The 22,430-nt window shown below is 42.0% G+C and carries 19 protein-coding genes and 10 tRNA genes; 21 read left to right on the forward strand and 8 right to left on the reverse strand.

From position 1 onward, the window contains the following. Nucleotides 1-94: 94 nt before the first annotated feature. The 5 genes from AOG27_RS03650 to hemA are packed head-to-tail and all read right to left on the reverse strand — an operon-like array spanning nucleotide 95 to nucleotide 5,269. The gene (locus AOG27_RS03650) at nucleotides 95-469 is read right to left on the reverse strand and encodes a SirB2 family protein (protein ID WP_054551645.1); all 375 of its coding nucleotides are present in this window, start codon (nucleotides 467-469) and stop codon (nucleotides 95-97) included. Between the two features lie 21 nt (nucleotides 470-490). Then, nucleotides 491-2,029 (reverse strand): response regulator, encoded by a 1,539-nt coding sequence (locus AOG27_RS03655; RefSeq protein WP_054551646.1) that lies wholly within the window; start codon nucleotides 2,027-2,029, stop codon nucleotides 491-493. A 45-nt stretch (nucleotides 2,030-2,074) separates the two neighbouring features. Further along, a complete protein-coding gene (gene prmC / locus AOG27_RS03660) occupies nucleotides 2,075-2,917 on the reverse strand; it encodes a peptide chain release factor N(5)-glutamine methyltransferase (protein ID WP_054551647.1) in 843 nt (280 codons plus the stop codon). A gap of 2 nt (nucleotides 2,918-2,919) precedes the next feature. Next, nucleotides 2,920-4,005, reverse strand: a complete 1,086-nt coding sequence (gene prfA, locus AOG27_RS03665; protein ID WP_054551648.1) for a peptide chain release factor 1 — start codon at nucleotides 4,003-4,005, stop codon at nucleotides 2,920-2,922. A gap of 7 nt (nucleotides 4,006-4,012) precedes the next feature. Then, complete coding sequence (gene hemA, locus AOG27_RS03670) at nucleotides 4,013-5,269, reverse strand: glutamyl-tRNA reductase (RefSeq protein WP_054551649.1); 1,257 nt, start codon at nucleotides 5,267-5,269, stop codon at nucleotides 4,013-4,015. Nucleotides 5,270-5,352: 83 nt separating this feature from the next. Here hemA and lolB point away from each other — a divergent pair, with 83 nt between their 5' ends. The 16 genes from lolB to AOG27_RS03750 all read left to right on the forward strand — a co-directional run bounded on the left by lolB (nucleotide 5,353) and on the right by AOG27_RS03750 (nucleotide 12,280). Beyond that, nucleotides 5,353-5,940 carry a lipoprotein insertase outer membrane protein LolB gene (gene lolB / locus AOG27_RS03675; RefSeq protein WP_082389176.1) on the forward strand — a complete coding sequence of 196 codons (588 nt, stop codon included), beginning with the start codon at nucleotides 5,353-5,355 and terminating at the stop codon, nucleotides 5,938-5,940. Nucleotides 5,941-5,942: 2 nt separating this feature from the next. Beyond that, nucleotides 5,943-6,809: a 4-(cytidine 5'-diphospho)-2-C-methyl-D-erythritol kinase gene (ispE, locus tag AOG27_RS03680; protein WP_054551651.1), complete on the forward strand. Its 867-nt coding sequence runs from the start codon at nucleotides 5,943-5,945 to the stop codon at nucleotides 6,807-6,809. Nucleotides 6,810-6,888: 79 nt separating this feature from the next. Beyond that, nucleotides 6,889-7,836: a ribose-phosphate pyrophosphokinase gene (locus tag AOG27_RS03685; RefSeq protein WP_054551652.1), complete on the forward strand. Its 948-nt coding sequence runs from the start codon at nucleotides 6,889-6,891 to the stop codon at nucleotides 7,834-7,836. A 152-nt stretch (nucleotides 7,837-7,988) separates the two neighbouring features. After that, nucleotides 7,989-8,600 carry a 50S ribosomal protein L25/general stress protein Ctc gene (locus AOG27_RS03690; protein ID WP_054551653.1) on the forward strand — a complete coding sequence of 204 codons (612 nt, stop codon included), beginning with the start codon at nucleotides 7,989-7,991 and terminating at the stop codon, nucleotides 8,598-8,600. A gap of 19 nt (nucleotides 8,601-8,619) precedes the next feature. Then, nucleotides 8,620-9,204: an aminoacyl-tRNA hydrolase gene (gene pth / locus AOG27_RS03695; RefSeq protein ID WP_082389177.1), complete on the forward strand. Its 585-nt coding sequence runs from the start codon at nucleotides 8,620-8,622 to the stop codon at nucleotides 9,202-9,204. 34 nt (nucleotides 9,205-9,238) lie between these two features. Continuing rightward, nucleotides 9,239-10,330, forward strand: coding sequence for a redox-regulated ATPase YchF (ychF, locus tag AOG27_RS03700; RefSeq protein WP_054551655.1), 1,092 nt, complete (start codon nucleotides 9,239-9,241; stop codon nucleotides 10,328-10,330). A 635-nt stretch (nucleotides 10,331-10,965) separates the two neighbouring features. After that, nucleotides 10,966-11,042, forward strand: a tRNA-Met gene (locus tag AOG27_RS03705). Nucleotides 11,043-11,102: 60 nt separating this feature from the next. Further along, nucleotides 11,103-11,187 (forward strand) — tRNA-Leu (locus AOG27_RS03710). A 36-nt stretch (nucleotides 11,188-11,223) separates the two neighbouring features. Further along, nucleotides 11,224-11,298, forward strand: a tRNA-Gln gene (locus AOG27_RS03715). Nucleotides 11,299-11,302: 4 nt separating this feature from the next. Further along, nucleotides 11,303-11,379: transfer RNA gene (locus AOG27_RS03720), tRNA-Met, on the forward strand. A gap of 163 nt (nucleotides 11,380-11,542) precedes the next feature. Next, nucleotides 11,543-11,627: transfer RNA gene (locus AOG27_RS03725), tRNA-Leu, on the forward strand. A gap of 40 nt (nucleotides 11,628-11,667) precedes the next feature. Further along, a tRNA-Gln gene (locus tag AOG27_RS03730) sits at nucleotides 11,668-11,742 on the forward strand. 70 nt (nucleotides 11,743-11,812) lie between these two features. Continuing rightward, nucleotides 11,813-11,897 (forward strand) — tRNA-Leu (locus tag AOG27_RS03735). Between the two features lie 40 nt (nucleotides 11,898-11,937). Further along, nucleotides 11,938-12,012: transfer RNA gene (locus AOG27_RS03740), tRNA-Gln, on the forward strand. A gap of 70 nt (nucleotides 12,013-12,082) precedes the next feature. Further along, nucleotides 12,083-12,167 (forward strand) — tRNA-Leu (locus tag AOG27_RS03745). Between the two features lie 38 nt (nucleotides 12,168-12,205). After that, nucleotides 12,206-12,280: transfer RNA gene (locus AOG27_RS03750), tRNA-Gln, on the forward strand. 328 nt (nucleotides 12,281-12,608) lie between these two features. Here AOG27_RS03750 and AOG27_RS03755 read toward each other — a convergent pair. Then, nucleotides 12,609-13,778 (reverse strand): FAD-dependent oxidoreductase, encoded by a 1,170-nt coding sequence (locus tag AOG27_RS03755; protein ID WP_054551656.1) that lies wholly within the window; start codon nucleotides 13,776-13,778, stop codon nucleotides 12,609-12,611. Nucleotides 13,779-14,036: 258 nt separating this feature from the next. Here AOG27_RS03755 and miaB point away from each other — a divergent pair, with 258 nt between their 5' ends. From miaB to lnt, 5 genes are read left to right on the forward strand one after another with little or no spacing between them, the layout of a single operon-like run. Further along, nucleotides 14,037-15,482 carry a tRNA (N6-isopentenyl adenosine(37)-C2)-methylthiotransferase MiaB gene (gene miaB / locus AOG27_RS03760; protein WP_054551657.1) on the forward strand — a complete coding sequence of 482 codons (1,446 nt, stop codon included), beginning with the start codon at nucleotides 14,037-14,039 and terminating at the stop codon, nucleotides 15,480-15,482. 49 nt (nucleotides 15,483-15,531) lie between these two features. Continuing rightward, nucleotides 15,532-16,584, forward strand: a complete 1,053-nt coding sequence (locus AOG27_RS03765; RefSeq protein WP_054551658.1) for a PhoH family protein — start codon at nucleotides 15,532-15,534, stop codon at nucleotides 16,582-16,584. Beyond that, nucleotides 16,581-17,036: an rRNA maturation RNase YbeY gene (ybeY, locus tag AOG27_RS03770; protein WP_054551659.1), complete on the forward strand. Its 456-nt coding sequence runs from the start codon at nucleotides 16,581-16,583 to the stop codon at nucleotides 17,034-17,036. The genes AOG27_RS03765 and ybeY overlap by 4 nt, the downstream gene beginning before the upstream one ends. Nucleotides 17,037-17,058: 22 nt before the next feature. Continuing rightward, nucleotides 17,059-17,943 (forward strand): CNNM family magnesium/cobalt transport protein CorC, encoded by an 885-nt coding sequence (gene corC / locus AOG27_RS03775; protein ID WP_054551660.1) that lies wholly within the window; start codon nucleotides 17,059-17,061, stop codon nucleotides 17,941-17,943. Then, complete coding sequence (gene lnt / locus AOG27_RS03780) at nucleotides 17,924-19,471, forward strand: apolipoprotein N-acyltransferase (RefSeq protein ID WP_200909084.1); 1,548 nt, start codon at nucleotides 17,924-17,926, stop codon at nucleotides 19,469-19,471. The genes corC and lnt overlap by 20 nt, the downstream gene beginning before the upstream one ends. Nucleotides 19,472-19,508: 37 nt before the next feature. Here lnt and AOG27_RS03785 read toward each other — a convergent pair whose 3' ends face one another. Next, a complete protein-coding gene (locus AOG27_RS03785; RefSeq protein ID WP_054551662.1) occupies nucleotides 19,509-19,985 on the reverse strand; it encodes an FKBP-type peptidyl-prolyl cis-trans isomerase in 477 nt (158 codons plus the stop codon). Beyond that, nucleotides 19,982-22,384, reverse strand: a complete 2,403-nt coding sequence (locus AOG27_RS03790; protein WP_054551663.1) for a Lon protease family protein — start codon at nucleotides 22,382-22,384, stop codon at nucleotides 19,982-19,984. The genes AOG27_RS03785 and AOG27_RS03790 overlap by 4 nt, the downstream gene beginning before the upstream one ends. Nucleotides 22,385-22,430: the final 46 nt, after the last annotated feature.

Below are 22,430 nucleotides of genomic sequence, written 5' to 3' on the forward strand. Positions count from 1 at the left end.
TTACCTACTTTTGCTTTAAGTTACCAATACTGAGCGTTGAGATATAAAAAAGCGGTACGACAGCCAATGCAATCAAATACCGCTCAGAGATTTGTTATAAAAGAAGTGCTGTTTTTGCAGATGCTAAATAACCAATTACTAATAAAATAAGCGTGGTGATCGCAAGTAATACAAGCTTCGCGCTTTTTGCACTTTGCTTAGCGGCAACCACACCGAGTACAATATAAGCAACCACTAAGATTATCTTTTCTAATAACCAAGATTGTTCAAGCGGGTTAAAACCGGCCATTACAATTAATGCCACTGCAGAAATAAGTAATAAGGTGTCGATACTGTGGCTGCCGATAAACACTACTTTGTTTTTTGCCAGAACGCCCGTCTTTAAGCGAGAGAAAGAACGAACGTAGAATAAGATAATACTCAACACGGCAAATAACATGTGAGTATGTTTTACTGCTAAATAATCCATATGCCCCTAATTTTATTTTAATTAATCTGGATAACGTACAAGTACGTCTTCTATTTCTTTAATTCGCTGATTAAACACATCAATCAACTTTGGATCAAATTGTTTGCCCTGTTGCGCGTTAATTTCTTTCACAACATCGTCAAGCGACCACGGCTCTTTGTAGCAGCGCTTATGACGTAGTGCATCAAATACATCAGCTAAAGCAACGATGCGACCTGCAATAGGAATGTCTTCGCCTTTCAACCCTTTCGGGTAGCCTGAACCATCCCAACGCTCATGGTGTGACAACGCAATCACTGCGCCAGTATTAACAATGTCACGATTGGAGTCTTTTAAAATTAAATGACCTTTTTCAGCATGAAGTTGCATGATAGCCCACTCTTCATCGGTCAATGGCCCCGGCTTATTTAATATAGCGTCGGGAATACCCACTTTACCCACATCATGCAATGGCGCAGCTAAGCGAATAAGCTCTGCTTCGCGTTTTGATAGACCATAGCCCATGGCAAGTTCATAACAAATGTGCGACACACGCTTTACATGGTTACCTGTTTCTGTTGAACGTTGCTCTAACGCTTCACTGAGCCTAAATACTAACTCTTGTTGTGTTGCTTCGATTTCAGATTGTAACTGTACATTTTCATACGCCAGCTGCACATTTTGCGAAAAGATTTCAATCAAGTGACGCTGAGTGTCGGTTAAATGCTTAGGGATACCTGAAATAAACAACATGGAATTATGATTATATTCACTACTGCAATAGGCAAATAAATAGTTCTCACGATAAACAATGGTTTTTTCATTTAAAGCTTGCTGACAGGCTTGAAGCTGATCGTGACTTAACACCTCTTCAATCGCCTTGCCTTCACTGCGTTCAAACTCACCTCGGCCCGAAAACACCACTAGCTTCTTTTGGTTATCTTGCGGGTTACTCGCAACTAAACTGGTTGCATACATGGCCTGATCAACGGTTCCTAATAATGAGGTAAGTTGTTGCATCACCCCTTCAATAAAGCTTTCAAGAGAATGAGTTGAAAAGATATCACGTGAAGCTTTAATTATTTTTTCAAGGCCTTGACGAGATTGTTCTATCGACAAAATATCACGATATGAACGCAAGCTCGACATCACTACTGTGAACAGTTTTTGTGCTGTTAATTCAGTTTTTGATTTGTAGTCATTGATATCGTAATTAACGATGACTTGACGCTCTGGTGCTTGCCCAGGCTGACCAGTGCGAAGAATGATACGAATATGATTATTTTTTGCGGTTTCACGAATAAACTTGGCAACTTTAAGGCCGGCATCGTCGGTTTCCATAACCACATCGAGTAATACGATAGCCGCATCTGGATGCTCTTGAATTACTTGCTTAGCTTCTTCACCTGAATAAGCACTAATAAACTCTAAACGTTTATCTTGAAATTCAAAGTCACTCAACGCAAGCTTTGTTACGGCATGTACTTCTGGCTCGTCATCAACGACGATGACTTTCCAACTACCCTGAACCACCTCATTAACTTCGTCAAGTGCTTCATCCGAAAACAAAAAATCATCCATTCTATGGGATCCTCAAAGGCTATGTACGCACAGTGCGCTTTATTGTTATTTAGGCCATTGTGCTAACGTTACACGGTCATTACCGCCAAGATCTTTAATTGTAAGTATATGGCTATACGACATTTGTGCAAAAAATTCTTGTACCTTCACACTTTGTTTGTAGCCATGTTCAATTAAAAGATAGCCATTTGTTGCTAAATAGTCACGTGCGATAGTAATAATTTGTTTAATATCAGCCATACCGTCGTCATCTGCAACTAATGCAGAGAGCGGCTCAAAGCGAACATCGCCTTGGCTTAAATGCTCATCATCATGTTCAATATACGGAGGATTGCTCACAATTAGGTCAAACTTTTGTGTACTTACTGCACTAAACCAATTGCTCAAGGCAAAATTAGCATTGTTGATTGCAAGTCGCTGTTTATTTTCTTTAGCTAATTCGACAGCATCAGCCACCCTATCAACCCCTGTCACCTGCCAATTTGGCATTTCACTGGCCAATGCCAAAGCAATTGCCCCTGTGCCAGTGCCTAAATCAAGCACGTTTGCAGCCGTAGGTAGCTCAAGGCCTAAGGCATATTCTACTAACGTTTCGGTATCAGGTCTTGGGATCAGGGTTGTTGGATTAACCTTTAAAGGAAGACTCCAAAATTCACGAAAGCCAACAATATGAGCAACTGGTTCACCATTTAAACGACGCTGACATGCTTGTTCAAAATCACGTTGTTGCTGTTCGGTAAGTTGTTTTTCGGGCCAAGTAAATAAGTAACTACGAGGTTTATCAAGAATGGATAATAACAGGACTTGTGCGTCTAACTTAGCACTGTCGCTGCTAGGCGTTAATAACGCCGTTGCAGCAACAATTGCTTGTTCAATGCATTGTGGCACGATTATTCATCGCCCATCGCGGCAAGTAAGTCAGCTTGGTGTTCTTGCATTAGAGGCTCGATAACACTTCCTAAATCACCAGCAACCACTTCATTCAAACGATAAAGTGTTAAATTAATACGGTGATCGGTAATACGACCTTGCGGGTAGTTATAAGTACGAATACGCTCAGAGCGGTCACCGCTACCTACTAAGTTACGACGTTCTGACGCTTCAGCCGCTTGACGCTTTTCATCTTCAGCTTGTTGTAAGCGTGCGCCAAGTACAGACATCGCTTTGGCACGGTTTTTATGCTGTGAACGCTCATCCTGACACTCTACAACCACACCCGTTGGAATGTGTGTAATACGGATTGCTGAGTCAGTTTTATTTACGTGCTGACCACCGGCACCCGATGCACGGAAGGTATCGACTTTAATATCAGCAGGGTTAATTTCAATTGCTTCCGCTTCAGGAATTTCGGCCATAACGGCTACCGTACACGCTGAGGTATGAACACGGCCTTGCGATTCTGTCTCTGGAACACGTTGTACACGGTGCGCACCTGATTCAAACTTAAGCTGACCATACACACCTTCGCCAGAGATATGCGCAATCACTTCTTTATAACCGCCGTGCTCACCTTCGTTAGTACTTACTACTTCTACTTTCCACTTTTTAGTTTCAGCGTAGCGGCTGTACATACGGAATAAGTCACCTGCGAAGATAGCAGCTTCATCACCACCGGTACCGGCACGAACCTCTAAATAGACGTTATTATTGTCTTTAGGGTCTTTTGGTAACATTAGAATTTGGATTTCATCTTCTAATGCAATAATTTGTGCTTTTGCTTCTTTGTATTCTTCTTGCGCCATTTCACGCATATCAGGATCAGAGTCTTTTAACATTTCTTCTGCTGTAGCAACATCATCTTGGGCTTGTTGGTAAGCTAAAAATGCTTTTACGATTTCTTCTAATTCTGAGTATTCTTTAGATAAGGCACGAAAGCGATTTTGGTCGCTGATCACAGAGGGGTCGCTTAGTAGCGCTTGCACTTCCTCATAACGCTCAACTAAGGTTTCTAATTTTCTATAAACAGACTCTTTCATTTAACGACTATTCCTGATCAATACCTAACATTTTCTTTAATTGGCTTAACTCCGCTGCTTCACCTTTTTTAGCAGCATCTTGAATGGCACGGGTAGGTGCGTGCATCAAGCGGTTGGTCAGTTTGTTTGCCAACTCGAGTATTACTTTTTCTGCCTCTTTACCTGCTTGTAACTGGCCAAGGGCTTTTTCGACAAGTTCTGACTTTATATCTTGTACATCGTTGCGATAATGGCGAATAAGATCCACCGAATCGAGTGAACGCAACCACATAGCAAATTCATCGGTACGTGAGCGAATAATAGCTTGCGCTTGCTCCGCAGCCTGCTCACGAGCGGCGATATTCTCGCTTACTATGGCTTGTAAGTCATCAACTGAATACAAATAGGCAGCATCTAATTCGCCTACTTGGCTTTCGATATCACGCGGTACCGCGATATCGATAAATAACATTGGTTTGTGGCGGCGCTTTTTCAACGCCTGCTCTACCACCCCTTTACCGATAATAGGCAAGGTACTGGCGGTTGAACTAATAACAATATCGGCGTCGTGTAAACGCTCTGGTAACTGGGCAAGTGCAATCACATCCGCGTCAACCTCACTCGCTAACGTTTTAGCGCGTTCAATAGTACGGTTTGCCACCGTGATTTTTTGCGGATCGTTTTGGTATAAGTGCTTAGCAACTAGTTCAATCGTTTCACCTGCACCAATTAGCAGTACATTGGTTTTATCTAGTTTGCCGTAAATATGTTTCGCAAGATTAACTGCGGCATAAGCAACAGATACTGCGCTAGCACCAATATCAGTTTCGGTACGAACTTGTTTTGCGACAGAAAATGTTTTTTGAAACAAGCGGTCAAAGGTTACACCAATGGCATCGTGAGTTTTTGCATTATGGTAGGCTTGTTTTATTTGCCCTAAAATTTGCGGCTCGCCGAGTACTAACGAATCTAGACCACAAGACACCCGCATTAAGTGATTAATTGCTTCGTGATCTTCATGATAATAGATATTATTGCTCAGTTCATGTTCATCCAATCCATGGAAACTGGCTAACCAGTGCAACAGGGTTTGGGAATTACGCTCAGCAAGGCTACAATAGATTTCAGTTCGGTTGCAGGTCGAAACAATAACCGCTTCATTAAAATGCGCATGACCACTTAATTGCTGTAACGCCTCAGACATTTGCTCAGGCGAAAACGCGACTTTTTCGCGTAATTCTACGGATGCGGTTTTGTGATTTATACCAAGTGCTACGATGGTCATATGTACCAAATATTGCTAAGCCCAGCTGTAAAGGCATTAATTTTACCAAAAATCAGCGGAATATGGAAAGTAAGGAACGACATTTGATTAAACAATATTTGATTTTATTCATGTTTTTTTTATTTATCGGCGGTTGTGCGCAAAAAATTTCAACAGTTGATTACATTTATCCTGACTGGAAAAGCCGATTAGAACAACAAGCTCAATGGCAAGTGCAAGGCAAAATGGCATTTATTAGTACAGAGCAGCGCCAGTCAGCCAATTTAAATTGGCAACATGATGAGCAATACAGCGACATGGTGCTTACCAGTTTTATTGGTACCCGTATTCTGTCTTTAAAGCAAAATGCACAAGGTGCTGAACTTGAGTATGACGACAATGTATATACCGACCGTGATGCCTCAATGTTGTTATATCGTTTAACCGGTTTTTCAATCCCATTAGATAATGCCGCAAAGTGGCTAAAAGGCACCGTCGAAAACGACCAAGCAAGCTATGATGAGCAAGGCCGTTTAAAAAGTCTTATTTGGCAAGCTCACAATGGTCAACAGTGGCAGATAACCTATTCAGATTACATCAAACAAGATGGTTATTGGCTTCCTGTTAAGCTAAGCCTTAAAAACAATAAAATTCGTATTAAAATTCAACTTAATGATTGGCAGTTAAATTAATCATGACACACGCTTCAACCGCCCCGCTAACTTTAATAGCACCTGCAAAACTTAATTTATTCCTTCATATAAATGGTCGCCGTAAAGATGGCTACCATGAACTCGAAACCTTATTTACCTTTTTAGAATTTGGTGATGACTTAACATTTACTGTCAACAACGAGCCAAATATTACAGTAACCGGTGATACAAACGGTATTGAGCTTGCAGATAACCTTATATATAAAGCAGCCCGTTTATTACAACAGCACTGTGATTGCCAACAAGGCGCTTCAATAAAGCTATTAAAACGTTTGCCTATGGGCGGCGGTGTTGGCGGCGGCTCATCTGATGCCGCCACTACCCTGCTTGCTCTTAATAAACTATGGGGTTGTGATTTATCACTTACAGAATTAGCTCAGCTTGGGGTGAAATTAGGCGCTGATGTACCAGTATTTATCAATGGTCACACTGCCATTGCCCATGGGATTGGCGAGCAACTAGAAAATATTGAATTACCGCAAAGTTGGTTCTGTGTAGTGCATCCAGGGCAGCATGTGAGCACTGCGAAAATTTTTACCCACCCAGATTTAAAGCGCGACACACCTAAGCTAAAAGCAGACTGGCAAACAGAAAATTTAGGCAATGATTGTGAGGCTTTAGTTAAAAAGCTCTGCCCCGAGGTTGAAAAAGCCCTGCAGTGGTTGCTAAAATACGCCCCGTCAAAGATGACTGGTACAGGCGCTTGCTGCTTTGCTGAGTTTTCAACCGAGGCACAAGCACAACAAGTTTTAGCTCAATTACCAGAAAAATGGACAGGTTTTGTTGCAAGTAGTGCTACACTTTCTCCTGCTCATACAGCATTAAATGCTCACTTTGAAATGAAGTAACGTACAAGTAAATGTTAACCTGCTTTGGTGCCTACCATAGCCTGTTAGTCCCAAAATTCAGTGCCTGAGGAACCCTACCGTGCCTGACATGAAGCTCTTCGCTGGTAACGCAACACCTGAGCTAGCTCAAAAAGTTGCAAAACGTTTGTATATTGAATTAGGCGATGCTGTTGTTGGCCGTTTTAGTGACGGTGAGATCAGTGTTCAAATTAATGAAAATGTTCGTGGCTCTGACGTTTTCATTGTCCAATCAACCTGTAACCCTACTAACGATAACTTAATGGAGCTTATCGTTATGGTTGATGCCCTACGTCGTGCGTCTGCTGGACGTATTACTGCCGTTATCCCTTACTTTGGTTATTCACGTCAAGACCGCCGCGTGCGTTCTGCGCGTGTACCAATTACAGCTAAAGTAGTTGCAGATTTCCTTTCAAGTGTTGGTGTTGACCGCGTTCTAACGGTTGATTTACACGCTGAACAAATCCAAGGTTTCTTCGACGTACCAGTTGATAACGTATTTGGTAGCCCAGTTCTACTTGAAGATATGAAAGAACGCGACTTCGATGACGTTGTTGTTGTTTCTCCTGATATCGGTGGTGTTGTTCGAGCTCGTGCAATCGCTAAGCTATTAAACGACACAGACCTTGCTATTATCGACAAGCGTCGTCCACAAGCAAACGTTTCACAAGTAATGCACATTATTGGTGACGTTGAAGGTCGTGACTGTATCATCGTTGATGACATGATCGATACCGGTGGCACTTTATGTAAAGCAGCAGCAGCGCTTAAAGAACACGGTGCAAAACGCGTATTTGCTTACGCCACTCACCCAGTACTTTCTGGTAATGCAGCTGAGAACATTCGTAACTCAGTCATTGACGAAGTTATTGTAACTGACTCAATCACACTATCTGACGAGCTTAAAGCAATTGATAAAATCAAAGTGCTTACACTTGCAGATATGCTTGCTGAAACAATCCGTCGTATCAGCAACGAAGAATCTATTTCAGCGATGTTTGAACACTAATCAACATTACTGCAATACTAAAAAAAGCACCGTCTAGGTGCTTTTTTTGTAGTCGTTATTTATTTTCCCCGAAAGGGGTGGTATGATAGCGCGCCTTTTGGCTGGGGACCTTGGTCGCAAAGGCCCTAAGACTATTAATTATTGGAGACATTATGTCAACTTACACATACAATGCAGAATTACGTACAGAAACAGGTACTGGTGCGAGCCGCCGCCTACGCCGTGAAGATAAAGTTCCTGCAATCCTTTACGGTGCTGACAAAGAAGCTGCATCAATCGTTCTTGCACACAAAGATATGATCAAAGCGCAAGAAGACGAAGGTTTCTACACGCACATCCTTACTTTAAACATCGGTGGCGAGTCAGTTGAAGCTATCCTTAAAGATATTCAACGTCACCCGTACAAGCCTAAGATCACTCACTTAGACTTCCAACGTGTAGATGCTACTCACAAACTTCACACTAAAGTGCCTGTACACTTCATCGGTGAAGAGAAAGTAACTAAAGCTGGTAACACTGTTGTTCACCAATTAACTGAAATCGAAATCACGTGTCTTCCTAAAGCACTTCCTGAGTTCGTTGAAGTTAACGTTTCAGATTTAGTAGCTGGTGATTCAATCCACCTTTCTGACCTTAAACTTCCTTCAGGTGTTTCATCTGTTGAGCTAACTAAAGGCGCTGATCACGATCAGTCAGTTGTTACTGTTAAAGCTAACAAAGCAGCTCCAGCTGAAGAAGAAGCTTCAGAAGACGCTGCAGAATAATTTTTAAGGTGTAAACACCTTGAATTCTATTCAAATGCTTGTGGGCCTGGCTAATCCAGGCCCCGAATACGCAAACACACGCCATAATGCAGGTGCTTGGTTCATCGAAGAACTGGCTGCACGTTATAACTGCACACTCAAACATGATCCTAAATATCACGGCCTCACCGGCAAAGTGATTATTCAAGGCCAAGAATTTAAATTACTGATCCCTACAACTTATATGAATTTAAGTGGTAAGGCGGTGAGTAGTCTCGCTAATTTCTTTAAAATCCCTGTTGAGAACATTCTCGTTGCTCATGACGAAATGGACTTAGATCCTGGGATTGCAAAACTTAAAAAAGGTGGCGGCCACGGCGGTCATAATGGTTTAAAAGATATTATTGCGAAAATGGCAAACCAAAAAGATTTCATGCGCCTTCGCATAGGCATTGGTCATCCAGGTCACCGAGAAATGGTAACAGGCTGGGTGCTAGGTAAAGCCGCGAAAGACGATCAAGAAAAAATGGACGCCGCCGTTGACGAAGCAGTTCGTTGTATGGAAATACTTGCAAAAGATGGTGTGTTAAAAGCACAAAACAGACTACATTCATTTAAACCTTAATCCGTTTTAATGAAATTACACAAGGTATCTTACTATGGGTTTTAAATGTGGCATCGTTGGTTTGCCAAACGTTGGTAAATCAACTCTATTTAATGCACTAACTAAAGCGGGTATTGAAGCCGCTAACTTCCCTTTTTGTACCATTGAGCCTAACACGGGTGTGGTACCGGTTCCTGATGCGCGCTTAAATGATTTAGCCGCTATCGTAAATCCTCAGCGTATTTTACCAACGACGATGGAATTCGTTGATATTGCAGGTCTAGTAAAAGGCGCATCGAAAGGTGAAGGTTTAGGTAACCAATTCTTAGCAAACATTCGTGAAACAGATGCGATTGGTCACGTTGTTCGTTGTTTTGAAGACGAAAACATTGTTCACGTTGCTGGCACAATTGACCCTGCTGATGATATCGACGTAATTAACACTGAATTAGTACTTGCTGATATGGACAGTGCTGATAAAGCGATTGTTCGTAATGCTAAAAAAGCAAAAGGCGGCGACAAAGACGCTAAAGAGCAAAATGCTGTTTTAGAAAAAGTAAAAGTACACTTAGATGAAGGTTTAACGTTACGTTCTTTAGAACTAACTAAAGAAGAAAAAGCAGCAATTAAGCCGCTTAACTTCTTAACAATCAAACCGACCATGTATATTGCTAACGTGGCAGAAGATGGTTTTGAAAATAACCCTTACCTAGACAAAGTACGTGAAATTGCCGCTGCAGAAGATGCGGTTGTTATTCCAGTATGTGCAGCGATTGAATCTGAGTTATCTGAACTTGAAGAAGAAGATAAACTAGAATTTATGGCTGACCTAGGTTTAGAAGAACCAGGTCTTAACTTAGTGATCCGTGGTGGTTACGAGTTACTTAAATTACAAACCTACTTCACTGCTGGCGTTAAAGAAGTACGTGCATGGACAATCCCAGTAGGTGCGACTGCACCACAAGCTGCGGGTAAAATCCACACTGACTTTGAGCGTGGCTTTATCCGTGCACAAACTATTGCATTTGACGACTACATTGCGTTTAAAGGCGAAAGCGGTGCTAAAGAAGCTGGTAAGATGCGTCAAGAAGGTAAAGAGTACATCGTTAAAGACGGCGATGTGATGAACTTCTTATTTAACGTATAAGCATATTTGCTCATTCGATTTTAAAAGGCTCGTTATTACGAGCCTTTTTTATTGTCTAAATATTACTAACCCTTCCTAAAACATCAAAGCATGGTGAGTAATACTTCTGCAGCCTTACCTCTGCTTGTTCTTTTTAGTGATGTACGGTGTTATTTATGCTTAACAGTGAATCGTCGTCGAAAGCAAATGAGTGATAACAACAGTTAATTGAGGGGATTTCAAAGCTCGCTAGCAATTTTGCGACCTATTGACTGCTCGATTAGCAAATTGTGGGGATTTTAAAAGTAAAAATAAGCCCCCTTAGTGACAAAATAGCCTATATAAATTCATTCGCTTTCGCTTTTTTATGTTTAAATCACCTAAAAGATCACGCTAACTAATTTTGAAACTTGATTTTTGTATGAAAATCAAGCAGCTTTAAATGTACGTTTTAAAACTCTTACGATGCGTTTGGGAATTAAACTCATAAATTGCAGTCAAAAAAACAGCAATTTAAATGAAATTTCGCCACTTAGCTTAATTTTAATGCAAACAAACACTGATAAGCATTTTTTTGCAAAAAAGGTGTTGACGGATTTAGGTCATATCAGCATAATACGCCCCGCACTCAGCGATGAAGTGCTAACAAAAAAGATGGCTAAGTAGCTCAGTTGGTTAGAGCACATCACTCATAATGATGGGGTCACAGGTTCAAATCCCGTCTTAGCCACCATTCTTTTTGTTGCTCAATGAAGAGTTTAAAATAACTACCAGTACTTTAAGTACGAATGATGCGGGAGTGGCGGAATTGGTAGACGCGCTGGATTTAGGTTCCAGTAACTTCGGTTGTGAGAGTTCAAGTCTCTCCTTCCGCACCATGTTCTTGATAAGAACTCAAACTATCAAGCTTTTGTTGGGATATCGCCAAGCGGTAAGGCAGCAGGTTTTGATCCTGCCATTCCCAGGTTCAAATCCTGGTATCCCAGCCACGATGGCTAAGTAGCTCAGTTGGTTAGAGCACATCACTCATAATGATGGGGTCACAGGTTCAAATCCCGTCTTAGCCACCATTCTTTCTTAAGAATGGCTCTGCAGGAGTTAAAGCTGCACTCAATGAAGAGTTTAAAATAACTACCAGTACTTTTAGTACGAATGATGCGGAGTAGCGGAATTGGCCGATGTCTTGATTAAGACGCTGGATTTAGGTTCCCTTACTACAAACGCAAAAGGTATGCGGGAGTGGCGGAATTGGTAGACGCGCTGGATTTAGGTTCCAGTAACTTCGGTTGTGAGAGTTCAAGTCTCTCCTTCCGCACCATGTTCTTGATAAGAACCAAAACTATCAAATTATTCTTTGTTGGGATATCGCCAAGCGGTAAGGCAGCAGGTTTTGATCCTGCCATTCCCAGGTTCAAATCCTGGTATCCCAGCCACTTTCTCAAAGTGTCAAAGAATGCTCAATGAAGAGTCTAAAATAACTACCAGTACATTAGTACGAATGATGCGGGAGTGGCGGAATTGGTAGACGCGCTGGATTTAGGTTCCAGTAACTTCGGTTGTGAGAGTTCAAGTCTCTCCTTCCGCACCATGTTCTTGATAAGAACTCAAACTATCAAATTATTCTTTGTTGGGATATCGCCAAGCGGTAAGGCAGCAGGTTTTGATCCTGCCATTCCCAGGTTCAAATCCTGGTATCCCAGCCACTTTCTCAGAGTGATAAAGAATACTCAATGAAGAGTCTAAAATAACTACCAGTACATTAGTACAAATGATGCGGGAGTGGCGGAATTGGTAGACGCGCTGGATTTAGGTTCCAGTAACTTCGGTTGTGAGAGTTCAAGTCTCTCCTTCCGCACCATGTTCTTAAGTAGAACTAAAACTCTTCAAGTTTAGCGTTGGGATATCGCCAAGCGGTAAGGCAGCAGGTTTTGATCCTGCCATTCCCAGGTTCAAATCCTGGTATCCCAGCCAACTACTTACTTCCCTTTCAAGTTTAAAGTTTAAAGTTTAAAGTTTAAAGTTTAAAGTTTAAAGTTTAAAGTTTATCCAAAGTATATTCGGTAATTTTATACCAATTCGCTTAATTAAGTAGTCTATTTTGAGGCAATAAAACCTCGTTGATAACAAGGCAAAAATTTCGTTATTTAGTTGTTCTAAATCAGAAATTTTTAACGCAGGTAGCGACAGGTTTAATCCCTCAAAATGATTAAGTATTATTGCGGATTGGTATTAGCACAAAAAAAAGGGCTAATTTTCATTACCCCGCTTCTTTGCCTTTTGTAAGATTAATTTTTTACTATTAACTTAATGTCCCGCTAATCGCATACTTTAAAACCCAGTTCTTTGCAGGGCCTGTGTTATTAGCAAGCTTTAAAAACTTACTGCGCACCCAGCTCAGTGGTTTAATCTCGTTTGAAAAACCAAAATAACATGCATCCATCATACTCATCATTAGTAAATTAGCGTGGCGGCGTTTTTTCTCGTAGCGCTTTAATAACGCTTGCTGACCAACATCAGGTTGATCTGCCAAAATATCTGCCAGTGCTACAACATCTTGAAAGCCTAAGTTTACACCTTGCCCAGCAAGCGGGTTAATTGTGTGCGCCGAATCACCCACTAAAACTAAACGTCCGTGCGAGTAATCATTGGCATGTTGGCGTGCAAGTGGAAAAACAGCATGCTCAAGTAATTCAAAGTCGCCCGGTAGTTCAGGAAAATGTTCAATGAGTTTTGCTTTAAGTTGCTCATTCGACAACTTTTGCCACTGCTTTAAAACCGCAGCATCGTGATAACAAATTAAATTAGCATAAGGCGCCTGCATCGGTAAAAATGCTACTGGGCCGCTTGGCGTAAATTGTTGCCACGTTTTTACCTGCTGCGGGGCATCTAATTTGATTAACACGCCCATGCAATGCTGGCCATATTGCCAACCCGTTACACCTAAACCAGCTTTAGTTCGCAATTGTGACTGTCCACCATCTGCAGCAACAACTAAATCAGCGGTATATTGAGTATCGCCATAATGTAAGGTGATTGAATCAGCCGTTTGAGTAATATCCGTAATGGCTGTTAGTTGCTCTATCACTTCGATATTGTACTTGGCGAATTCCTGCCAAAGACTTGCTTGAATTAAATTATTTTCGATTAAATGACCTAAATGCGTTTCGCCAATTTCATGGCAATCAAACAATAAATTCTCGCCTTGTTGCTGGTAGGCCTCTAATTGTTGATAAGGTGCGATACGATTTTGTCTTAGTAACGGCATTGCACCAAGCTCATCGAGTAAATTTTCTGAAAAACGATTAATAGCCGAAATGCGAATATCTACCTTATCTGAGCTTAAAATATGATCAGCATCGATAAGGTGCTTTTCAATAACGGAGACATCCCTACCCTGCTTGGCCAGTTTTACAGCAGTAGCAGCACCTACCATGCCGCCACCGACAACAATTACCTTATTTTTATTCATTTAATATTCGCTCATTTGGCTATTTAAATACGGGATAAATTGTAACGTAATTCAATATTGCGTGTCAGTGCATTTACCGCTTATGAATTTCAAAACAGTGACTTGTTTGATTTCACACCACAAAGATAAAAACTATACTTGGATCTGTGCGGGTATCCAGCTAAAATACGCGTCCTTTAAGTCGGCATACTTGCCACTTAATCCTGTTTCTAACACATTTTTGTGTCACTACCGAATTGAAAACGAGGCTATATTTCAATGAGTAAAAAGCTGCATATTAAAACCTGGGGTTGTCAGATGAACGAGTACGACTCTCAGAAAATGGCTGATCTACTAGATGCGACTAACGGCTATCAGTTAACTGAAGAAGCTGAAGACGCTGACGTGATCTTACTCAATACCTGTTCAATCCGTGAAAAGGCACAAGAGAAAGTATTCCATCAGCTTGGCCGTTGGAAACTATTAAAAGACGACAAACCAGAGTTAATCATTGGTGTTGGTGGCTGTGTTGCATCGCAAGAAGGTGACTCAATTCGTCAACGTGCACCGTTTGTTGATGTAATCTTTGGCCCGCAAACATTACACCGCTTACCAGAAATGATTAAGCAAGTGCAAAGTGGCGACAGCAGCTCGGTAGTTGACGTTTCATTCCCTGAGATTGAAAAGTTCGACCGTTTACCTGAGCCAAAAGCGGAAGGACCTACTGCGTTTGTATCAATTATGGAAGGTTGTTCTAAATACTGTACATTCTGCGTAGTGCCTTATACGCGTGGTGAAGAAGTAAGCCGCCCTCTTGATGACGTATTACTTGAAGTTGCCCAACTTGCAGAGCAAGGTGTTCGCGAAGTAAACCTACTTGGTCAAAACGTAAATGCGTATCGTGGTGAAACTCACGACGGTGAAATTTGTTACTTCTCTGATTTATTACGTTATGTCGCTGCGATTGACGGTATTGACCGCATTCGTTATACCACATCGCACCCAGTAGAATTTACGCCAGATATCATTGATGCGTACGCAGACGTACCTGAGCTTGTTGACCACCTACACTTACCAGTACAAAGTGGTTCAGACCGTGTTCTTAACCTTATGAAACGTGGTCATACTGCACTCGAGTACAAATCTACGATTCGTAAGTTACGTAAAATTCGCCCTAACCTAAGCATGTCTTCAGACTTCATCATTGGTTTCCCAGGCGAAAGCAAAGCGGACTTTGAAGCAACTATGAACCTTATCAATGACATTGGTTTTGATATGAGCTTTAGCTTCATCTACAGTGCGCGCCCTGGTACGCCAGCTGCTGATTTACCAGATGACGTAACAGAGCAAGAGAAAAAAGAACGTTTATACATTCTGCAAAACCGTATCACGCAAATGGCGCAGCAAATCAGCCGCCAAATGTTTGATACCGAACAGCGTATCCTAGTTGAAGGTCCTTCTAAGAAGAACCCAATGGAATTACGTGGCCGTACTGAGAACAACCGAGTGGTTAACTTTGAAGGCCCTCACTCAGTGATCGGTCAATTCGTTGATGTACGTATTACAGAAGCATTGCCAAACTCTTTACGTGGTGAATTAATTCGTACAGAATCAGAAATGAACTTACGCCGTGATGTGGCACCTTCAGCTATTTTAAATAAAGCTGCTGAAGCTGAGGCCGCTACGGCCCCTAACGAAATTGGCGTTGCTACTTTCGTACCTTAGGGTGACACTTGGTGCAGGCACAGCCTGCACCCATCAATAGGAAGCAATTTTGAGTAATCAGTTAAAAACATTAGAGATTTATTTAGAACCCGCCGACAACAAACGCCTTTCATCTTTATGTGGTCCGTTTGACGAAAACATTAAGCAAATTGAACGCCGCCTTGGTGTTGAGATTGCACACCGTGATAATTTCTTCAGAGTAACTGGTAAACTGCACCTTGCAGCAGCGGCTGTTGAGATACTAAAAAACCTCTATATTGAAACTCAACCTATTCGCGGCCTGATTGGCGAGATTGAACCTGAAGCCGTACATTTGGCAATTAGCGAATCAAATGCGCTAGAGCAAGATGAAAACCCAGGTGTATATGGCAAAGACATGGTGATTAAAACTCGCCGTGGCGTTATTAAACCGCGCAATGATAATCAAGGCGTGTATGTTGCAAATATTTTGCATCACGATATTACCTTTGGTATTGGCCCTGCTGGCACAGGTAAAACTTATTTAGCGGTTGCTGCAGCTGTTGATGCCTTAGAGCGTCAAGAAATTCGCCGTATTTTATTAACTCGTCCTGCGGTTGAAGCTGGTGAAAAGCTAGGCTTTTTACCTGGTGACTTAAGTCAAAAAATCGACCCGTATTTACGCCCTCTATACGATGCATTATTTGAAATGCTGGGTTTTGAGCGTGTAGAAAAGCTAATTGAGAAAAACGTGATTGAAGTTGCGCCACTTGCTTACATGCGTGGTCGTACGCTAAATGACGCGTTTATTATTCTCGATGAAAGCCAAAACACCACAGCAGAACAAATGAAAATGTTCTTAACCCGTATTGGTTTTAATTCAAAAGCGGTGATCACGGGTGATATTACACAAGTCGATTTGCCGCGTGGTGCCCGCTCAGGCCTACGTCATGCCATCGAAGTATTAAACGGTGTCGATGAAATTAGCTTTAACTTCTTCCAATCACACGATGTGGTTCGCCATCCGGTTGTTGCTCGTATCGTTGAAGCTTATGAGCGAAACGATGAAGCAGAACGTTTAAAACGTGCAGAGAAGCAACGTGCGAAAGAAGCGCAAGCAAACCAACAAGAAGCAAACTCGTGACCGAATTAGATTTACAAATAGCCTGTGAGTTTGACGACTTACCAAGCTTTGAACAATTCCAGCTATGGGCTGACAAAGCCCTTAGCAACTACCGTGAAGATGCAGAGCTGACTATAGTGATCAGCGATGAAGCACAAAGCCAGCAGCTCAACAATGATTACCGTGGCAAAGATAAACCGACTAATGTCTTATCTTTTCCATTTGAAGCACCACCGGGCATTGAGTTACCTTTAGTAGGTGATTTAATCATTTGTCCGGCTATTGTTTTAGCCGAATCAATTGAGCAAGAAAAAACCTTTCACGACCATTTTGCCCATATGGTTATCCATGGATGCTTGCATTTACTTGGATTTGACCATATAAAGGACGAAGATGCACTTGAAATGGAAAGCATAGAAAAGCAATTACTTGCCGATCTGAACATCGCTGACCCATATCGAGACGATATTTAAATTAACGGAGCAATTAGACGCAATGAGCGACGACAACTCGCAAACTAGCCAGGGTTCTTCTGGCAAAACGTGGCTGGGCCGCATAGCCCAAATGTTGCAAGGGGAACCCCAGAATAGAGAAGAGCTGGTAGAAGTAATTGCCGATGCGCAAGAACGCGACCTTATCGACCCTGAAACCAAAGATATGATTGAAGGGGTGCTAGGTGTATCAGAGCTGAAAGTGCGGGACATCATGATCCCACGCTCGCAAATGGTAACCTTAGAGGTTGATACACCATTAGAAGAGCTATTACCTATGATGGTTGATTCAACACATTCACGTTTTCCCGTGGTATGTGAAGACAAAGACCATGTTGAAGGTATTTTATTAGCAAAAGATTTATTACCACTGATCATCAACAAAGATGAGCAACTGCCTTCTTTACGTGAATATTTGCGTCCTGCAGTTGTAGTGCCTGAAAGTAAACGTGTAGACACGCTGCTTAATGAGTTCCGTCAACAACGTTACCACATGGCGATTGTTATTGATGAGTATGGTGGTGTGTCTGGTCTTGTCACTATCGAAGATATCCTTGAAATCATCGTTGGTGAAATCGAAGACGAGCACGATGAAAGTGAAGACCTACAAGATATTCGCCAAGTTGCAAAGCACGTTTACGCTGTGCAAGCACTGACTGAAGTTGATGACTTTAACGAGTATTTTAAAACTGGTTACAGCACCTCAGATGCTGACACCATAGGTGGTATTGTTTTACATGCATTTGGTCACATGCCAAGTCGTGGTGAAACAATCGAGGTAGAAGGCTTACAATTTAAAGTCACTAACGCAGATAACCGCCGTATCTTACAATTGCAAGTCACCATTCCAAAGGCTGATGATAACGACAGTGAAGAAACTGCTAACTAACCTAAGTCACCTTGCAAAAGATAAAAAAGCCTGGCTCGCACTTGTTGCGGGCCTCTTTTTAACCTTAAGTTACGCACCCTATAACCTATGGTTTATAACTTTTCTTTCCCTTGGTGCTCTACTCTACTGCATTAACCCTCTCGCAAACGGTAAATTAGCCGCTAAACAAAGTGCTAAATATGGCTTTTTATTTGGTTTAGGTTGGTTTGGTGCAGGTATAAGCTGGGTGCATGTATCAATAGCGACCTTTGGTGGCATGCCATTAATCGCATCACTTTCGTTAATGGTGCTGCTTTGTGCTTATTTAGCCCTTTATCCTGCATTAGCTACTTGGCTGACAACACGCCTTGCTACAGGCCCATATAGCTTTATATGTTGGTTACTCGCCGCTATCGCAACCACAGAATACTTACGTGGCACATTGTTAACAGGCTTTCCGTGGCTGAGTTTTGGTTACACGCAAACAGACAGCCCACTTAATTTTTTAGCCCCAGTGATTGGTGAGTTTGGGATTACGCTTGTATGTATGTTAATTGCGTTTGCTTTATATCGCCTAGCAAGCAAAGATGGCAAACCACTTATCGCCTCTGTAGCCCTATTAGCTGGCTTATATACGATTGCAAGCAGCAACCAGCTACACTACCAAGATAAAACCATTAAAACTGTACTGGTGCAGGGTAATATTAAACAGCATCTTCGTTTTGAGCCGTCTGAGTTTTGGACGACTATGAGCAAATACCAAGATATGACTCGCCTGCATTGGAATGCTGATTTAATTGTTTGGCCAGAAGCTGCTGTGCCTGAGCTTGAAGCATTATCAACCGAGTATTTAACAGGCCTTGATAGTGCTGCAACGTTTAATGACACCGCGCTTATTACCGGTATCGTTGATTACCAATACGACACGCGTAACATTTTTAATACCTTAATAGTGCTTGGTAAAAAAGAACACGATGACAGTGAAGGCCACTATCAATATTTAGGTAAAAACCGCTACCAAAAGCATCAGTTATTACCCATTGGTGAGTTTGTGCCGTTTCAGGACTTCTTGCGCCCAATTGCGCCACTGTTTGATTTGCCTATGTCCTCCTTTACCCGTGGTGATGAAGTGCAAAACAATTTACGCGCAAATGGCTTAAACATTTTACCGGCTATTTGCTATGAAATTGCCTTTTCTGAGTTGGTTCGTGGTAATTATCGCAGTGACTCCGACATTTTATTCACGGTGAGTAACGATGCATGGTTCGGTGACTCACATGGCCCGCATCAGCACATGCAAATAGCGCGTATGCGCGCCTTAGAGTTACAGCGCCCGCTAATTCGCGTGACCAACAATGGTATTAGCGCCGTTTACGACCCTATCGCTAAATCACAATTAGCTATGCCACAATTTAAAGCGGATGTACTCGAAGCCAATATCACGTTAATTAAAGGCGATAGCATTTATAGTCAATATGGCAATTGGCCAGTATGGGCGGTAGTGATATTACTGAGCGCTGTGGGTGTATTTGTAAGGATTAAGAAATAACAATTAAAAAAGGCTTCATAATGAAGCCTTTTTACATTTAAGATTCTATCTTTATCAACTCTACATCAAATATAAGTAGCGAGCCTGCAGGAATGCTGCCGACGCGTTTACGGCCGTAAGCAAGCTGAGGCGGGATATAAAAGGTAAATTTATCTCCTTCGCTCATGAGTTGTAAGCCTTCGGTCCAGCCTGCAATGACTTGGTTTAAACCAAAGCTAATTGGTGAGTTTCTTACCACTGAACTGTCAAAAACACTGCCATCCATAAGCGTACCGTGATAGTGAACCTTTACTTTACTGGTTGCACTTGGCTTTGTGTCATTACCAGAACTTTGCTCAATTTTGTATTGCAGCCCAGATGCGGTTTCATGAATATCGTCGGCTTTACTATTATTCGCTAAAAAGTCCGCGGCGAGTTTTTCATTTTCAAGGGCTTGTAGCTTCGCTTTTTTACTATTTTTAAAGATTAAAAAACAAAAAATACCAATGATCAGTAAAAGTATTAAATTAATCATTCTGCGTCCTTCTCATCGTCATTGTCGCCATTTACGATATCTGCAATATTGGCAAGCCTTGCTAAGGCTAGCGCGTTAATAGAGCCTTCAGGGTAACCTTCTGCGGTCATTTCACCTGCGTCTTTATCCATTAATAAGCTGAGAGCTTGATCAACCGTTTCAACGGCATAAATATTAAAGCGCCCTTTTTCAACGGCATCGAGTACTTCGTCATCAAGCACTAAATTAACTTGGTTTGATTTAGGAATAATCACCCCTTGCTCACCGGTTAAGCCTCGCATTTTGCAAAGTTTGAAGAAGCCTTCTATTTTCTCGTTTACGCCACCAATTGATTGCACATCACCATGCTGGTTAATTGACCCTGTCAGTGCAATAGATTGGCTAATAGGTAAGTTCGTAATGGCTGATATAAGCGCGCACAGCTCTGCTAATGAGGCGCTATCACCGTCGATGTAGCCATAGCTTTGCTCTATTGCGATATTGGCACTGAGCGTTAGGCTAAATTGCTGAGCATACTTATTACCTAAGTAACCGGTTAACAGCATCACCCCTTTTGAGTGAATGGCTTTACCCAGCTCGGCTTCACGTTCAACGTCAATTACGCCATCTGCACCTGCGTATACAGTGGCTGTTATGCGTGCAGGTGTACCAAATGAGGTATCGCCAATATGCAGCACAGTTAAGCCATTTACTTTGCCCACTGCGTGACCTTCGGTTGCAATTAAAATTTGCCCCTCTTTGATATCACTCAGCATGGTTTCTGAAATTTGCCCTGTGCGGTATTGCTTACCAACAATGGCTTCATCTATGTGATGAGCATCAATCACTGTTTGGCCATCTTGTTTGGCATAAAAACTGGCTTCTGCCACTAACTCTAATACATCAGCAAAACGAGCTGAGAGTTTGTTATGGTGCTCAGCTTGGCGATAACTAAACTTTAGTAATCTTGCCATTGCAGCTTCATTTACGGTGCAATTAAGTGTTTGCTGACAATATTCAGTCACCTTGGTAATGAACTGATATTGCAGTTTATCGCTACTTGGTAAGTAATAATCAAAGTCAGCAAGTACACGGAATAACTCTGCAAACTCTTCGTCATATTCACCAATGGTGTAATAAAGGTCGCGAGAGCCTAGCAGCACTATTTTTACATCAAGAGGAATAAGCTGCGGACGTAACGTAAAGCTACTTCCCACAGAGCTGTCTTGATAGGGTAAGTCGTTTTTGATTTGATGCGTTTTTAGAGAAAGCTTAAGGCCATCCCACACTTGTGGGTTCGCCATGACTTTTTCAGCATCCATAATCAAATAGCCACCATTAGCACGGTGCAGTGCACCTGGCTGAATTGAACGGTAACTGGTGATAAGCGAGCCTTGTGAGGTCGCATATTCAATTTTGCCGAAAATATTGCCAAAGGTCGGGTTTGGCTCATACACCACAGGGGCTGCATCGCCCTCTTTGTATTCGACTAGAATATTTGGCGCAAAGAAGTCTGTGAGCATCCCTTTACGGTCAAAGTCTTCTTTATTTTCGTCGTTTTCATCATCGTCGAGCCATTCAAGTACCGCATCAATGATTTCTTCACGAATATCTTTTAAATAACGCAACACACCGATGTGCGTCGCGTATTTATGTTCAAGGGCTTTAATGAGTGGCTTAGTGGCAAGCTCAGCAGTTGATTTTTTAAGGTTACGCAGTTTTTCAGATGACTCTCGCTTCCAACGAGGAAGCTCAATTAATGCTTCGATTAACGCATCTTCAAGCTTTTCGATAACCTCATAAAATTCGATACGCAGTGGCTCATCAAGGGCTGAAAATTCACTGTCGCTCAGTTGTTTACCATTCACTAAAGGCGCAAATCCCACAACACCATTTTCTTCAATCAGTGCCACACTTTGCTCAAGTGCTGCAATTTCAACAGCAGTAATTGCCGCATCGTAAGTATCGGTAAACTCACGGTCGATTGACTTTTTCTTGCGTTGATAACCTGGGTTATCAAAAGCCGCTGGGAATGTATCGAGTACTTCGTCGATAAATGAATCTATATCGTCAGCTAACTGCTTTGATTGGCCTGCTTGCATGAATAACGCGATTGGCTCGCGGTGGTCATCATAGTTGTTAACATACAACCACTCATTAGGCGTTGGGCGGTCTTTTGAATGGGCTGTGAGTTTGTCTTTTACTAAGGTGTAACGACCATGAGCCGCTTCACCCATGACATAAACATTGTAACCCGGTAATTCCATTCCAAGTGAAAAGTCAAGGGCACTTTGTGCACGTTGCTGACCAATAAATGGCAACGCTTCTGGATATGGGTTTTGCATACAAGTCGCAACATGACTTGCTGCAATCTCAGGTGCTAACGCAGAAACAGGTAGTGGGATTAGTTTTTTTGTCATTCTAACTTCTTATTTCCCAGTCTTGACTGGGCATTATAGGTAACGC

The sequence above is a fragment of the Pseudoalteromonas lipolytica genome (assembly GCF_001306915.1).
In the GTDB taxonomy this organism is placed as follows: domain Bacteria; phylum Pseudomonadota; class Gammaproteobacteria; order Enterobacterales; family Alteromonadaceae; genus Pseudoalteromonas; species Pseudoalteromonas simplex.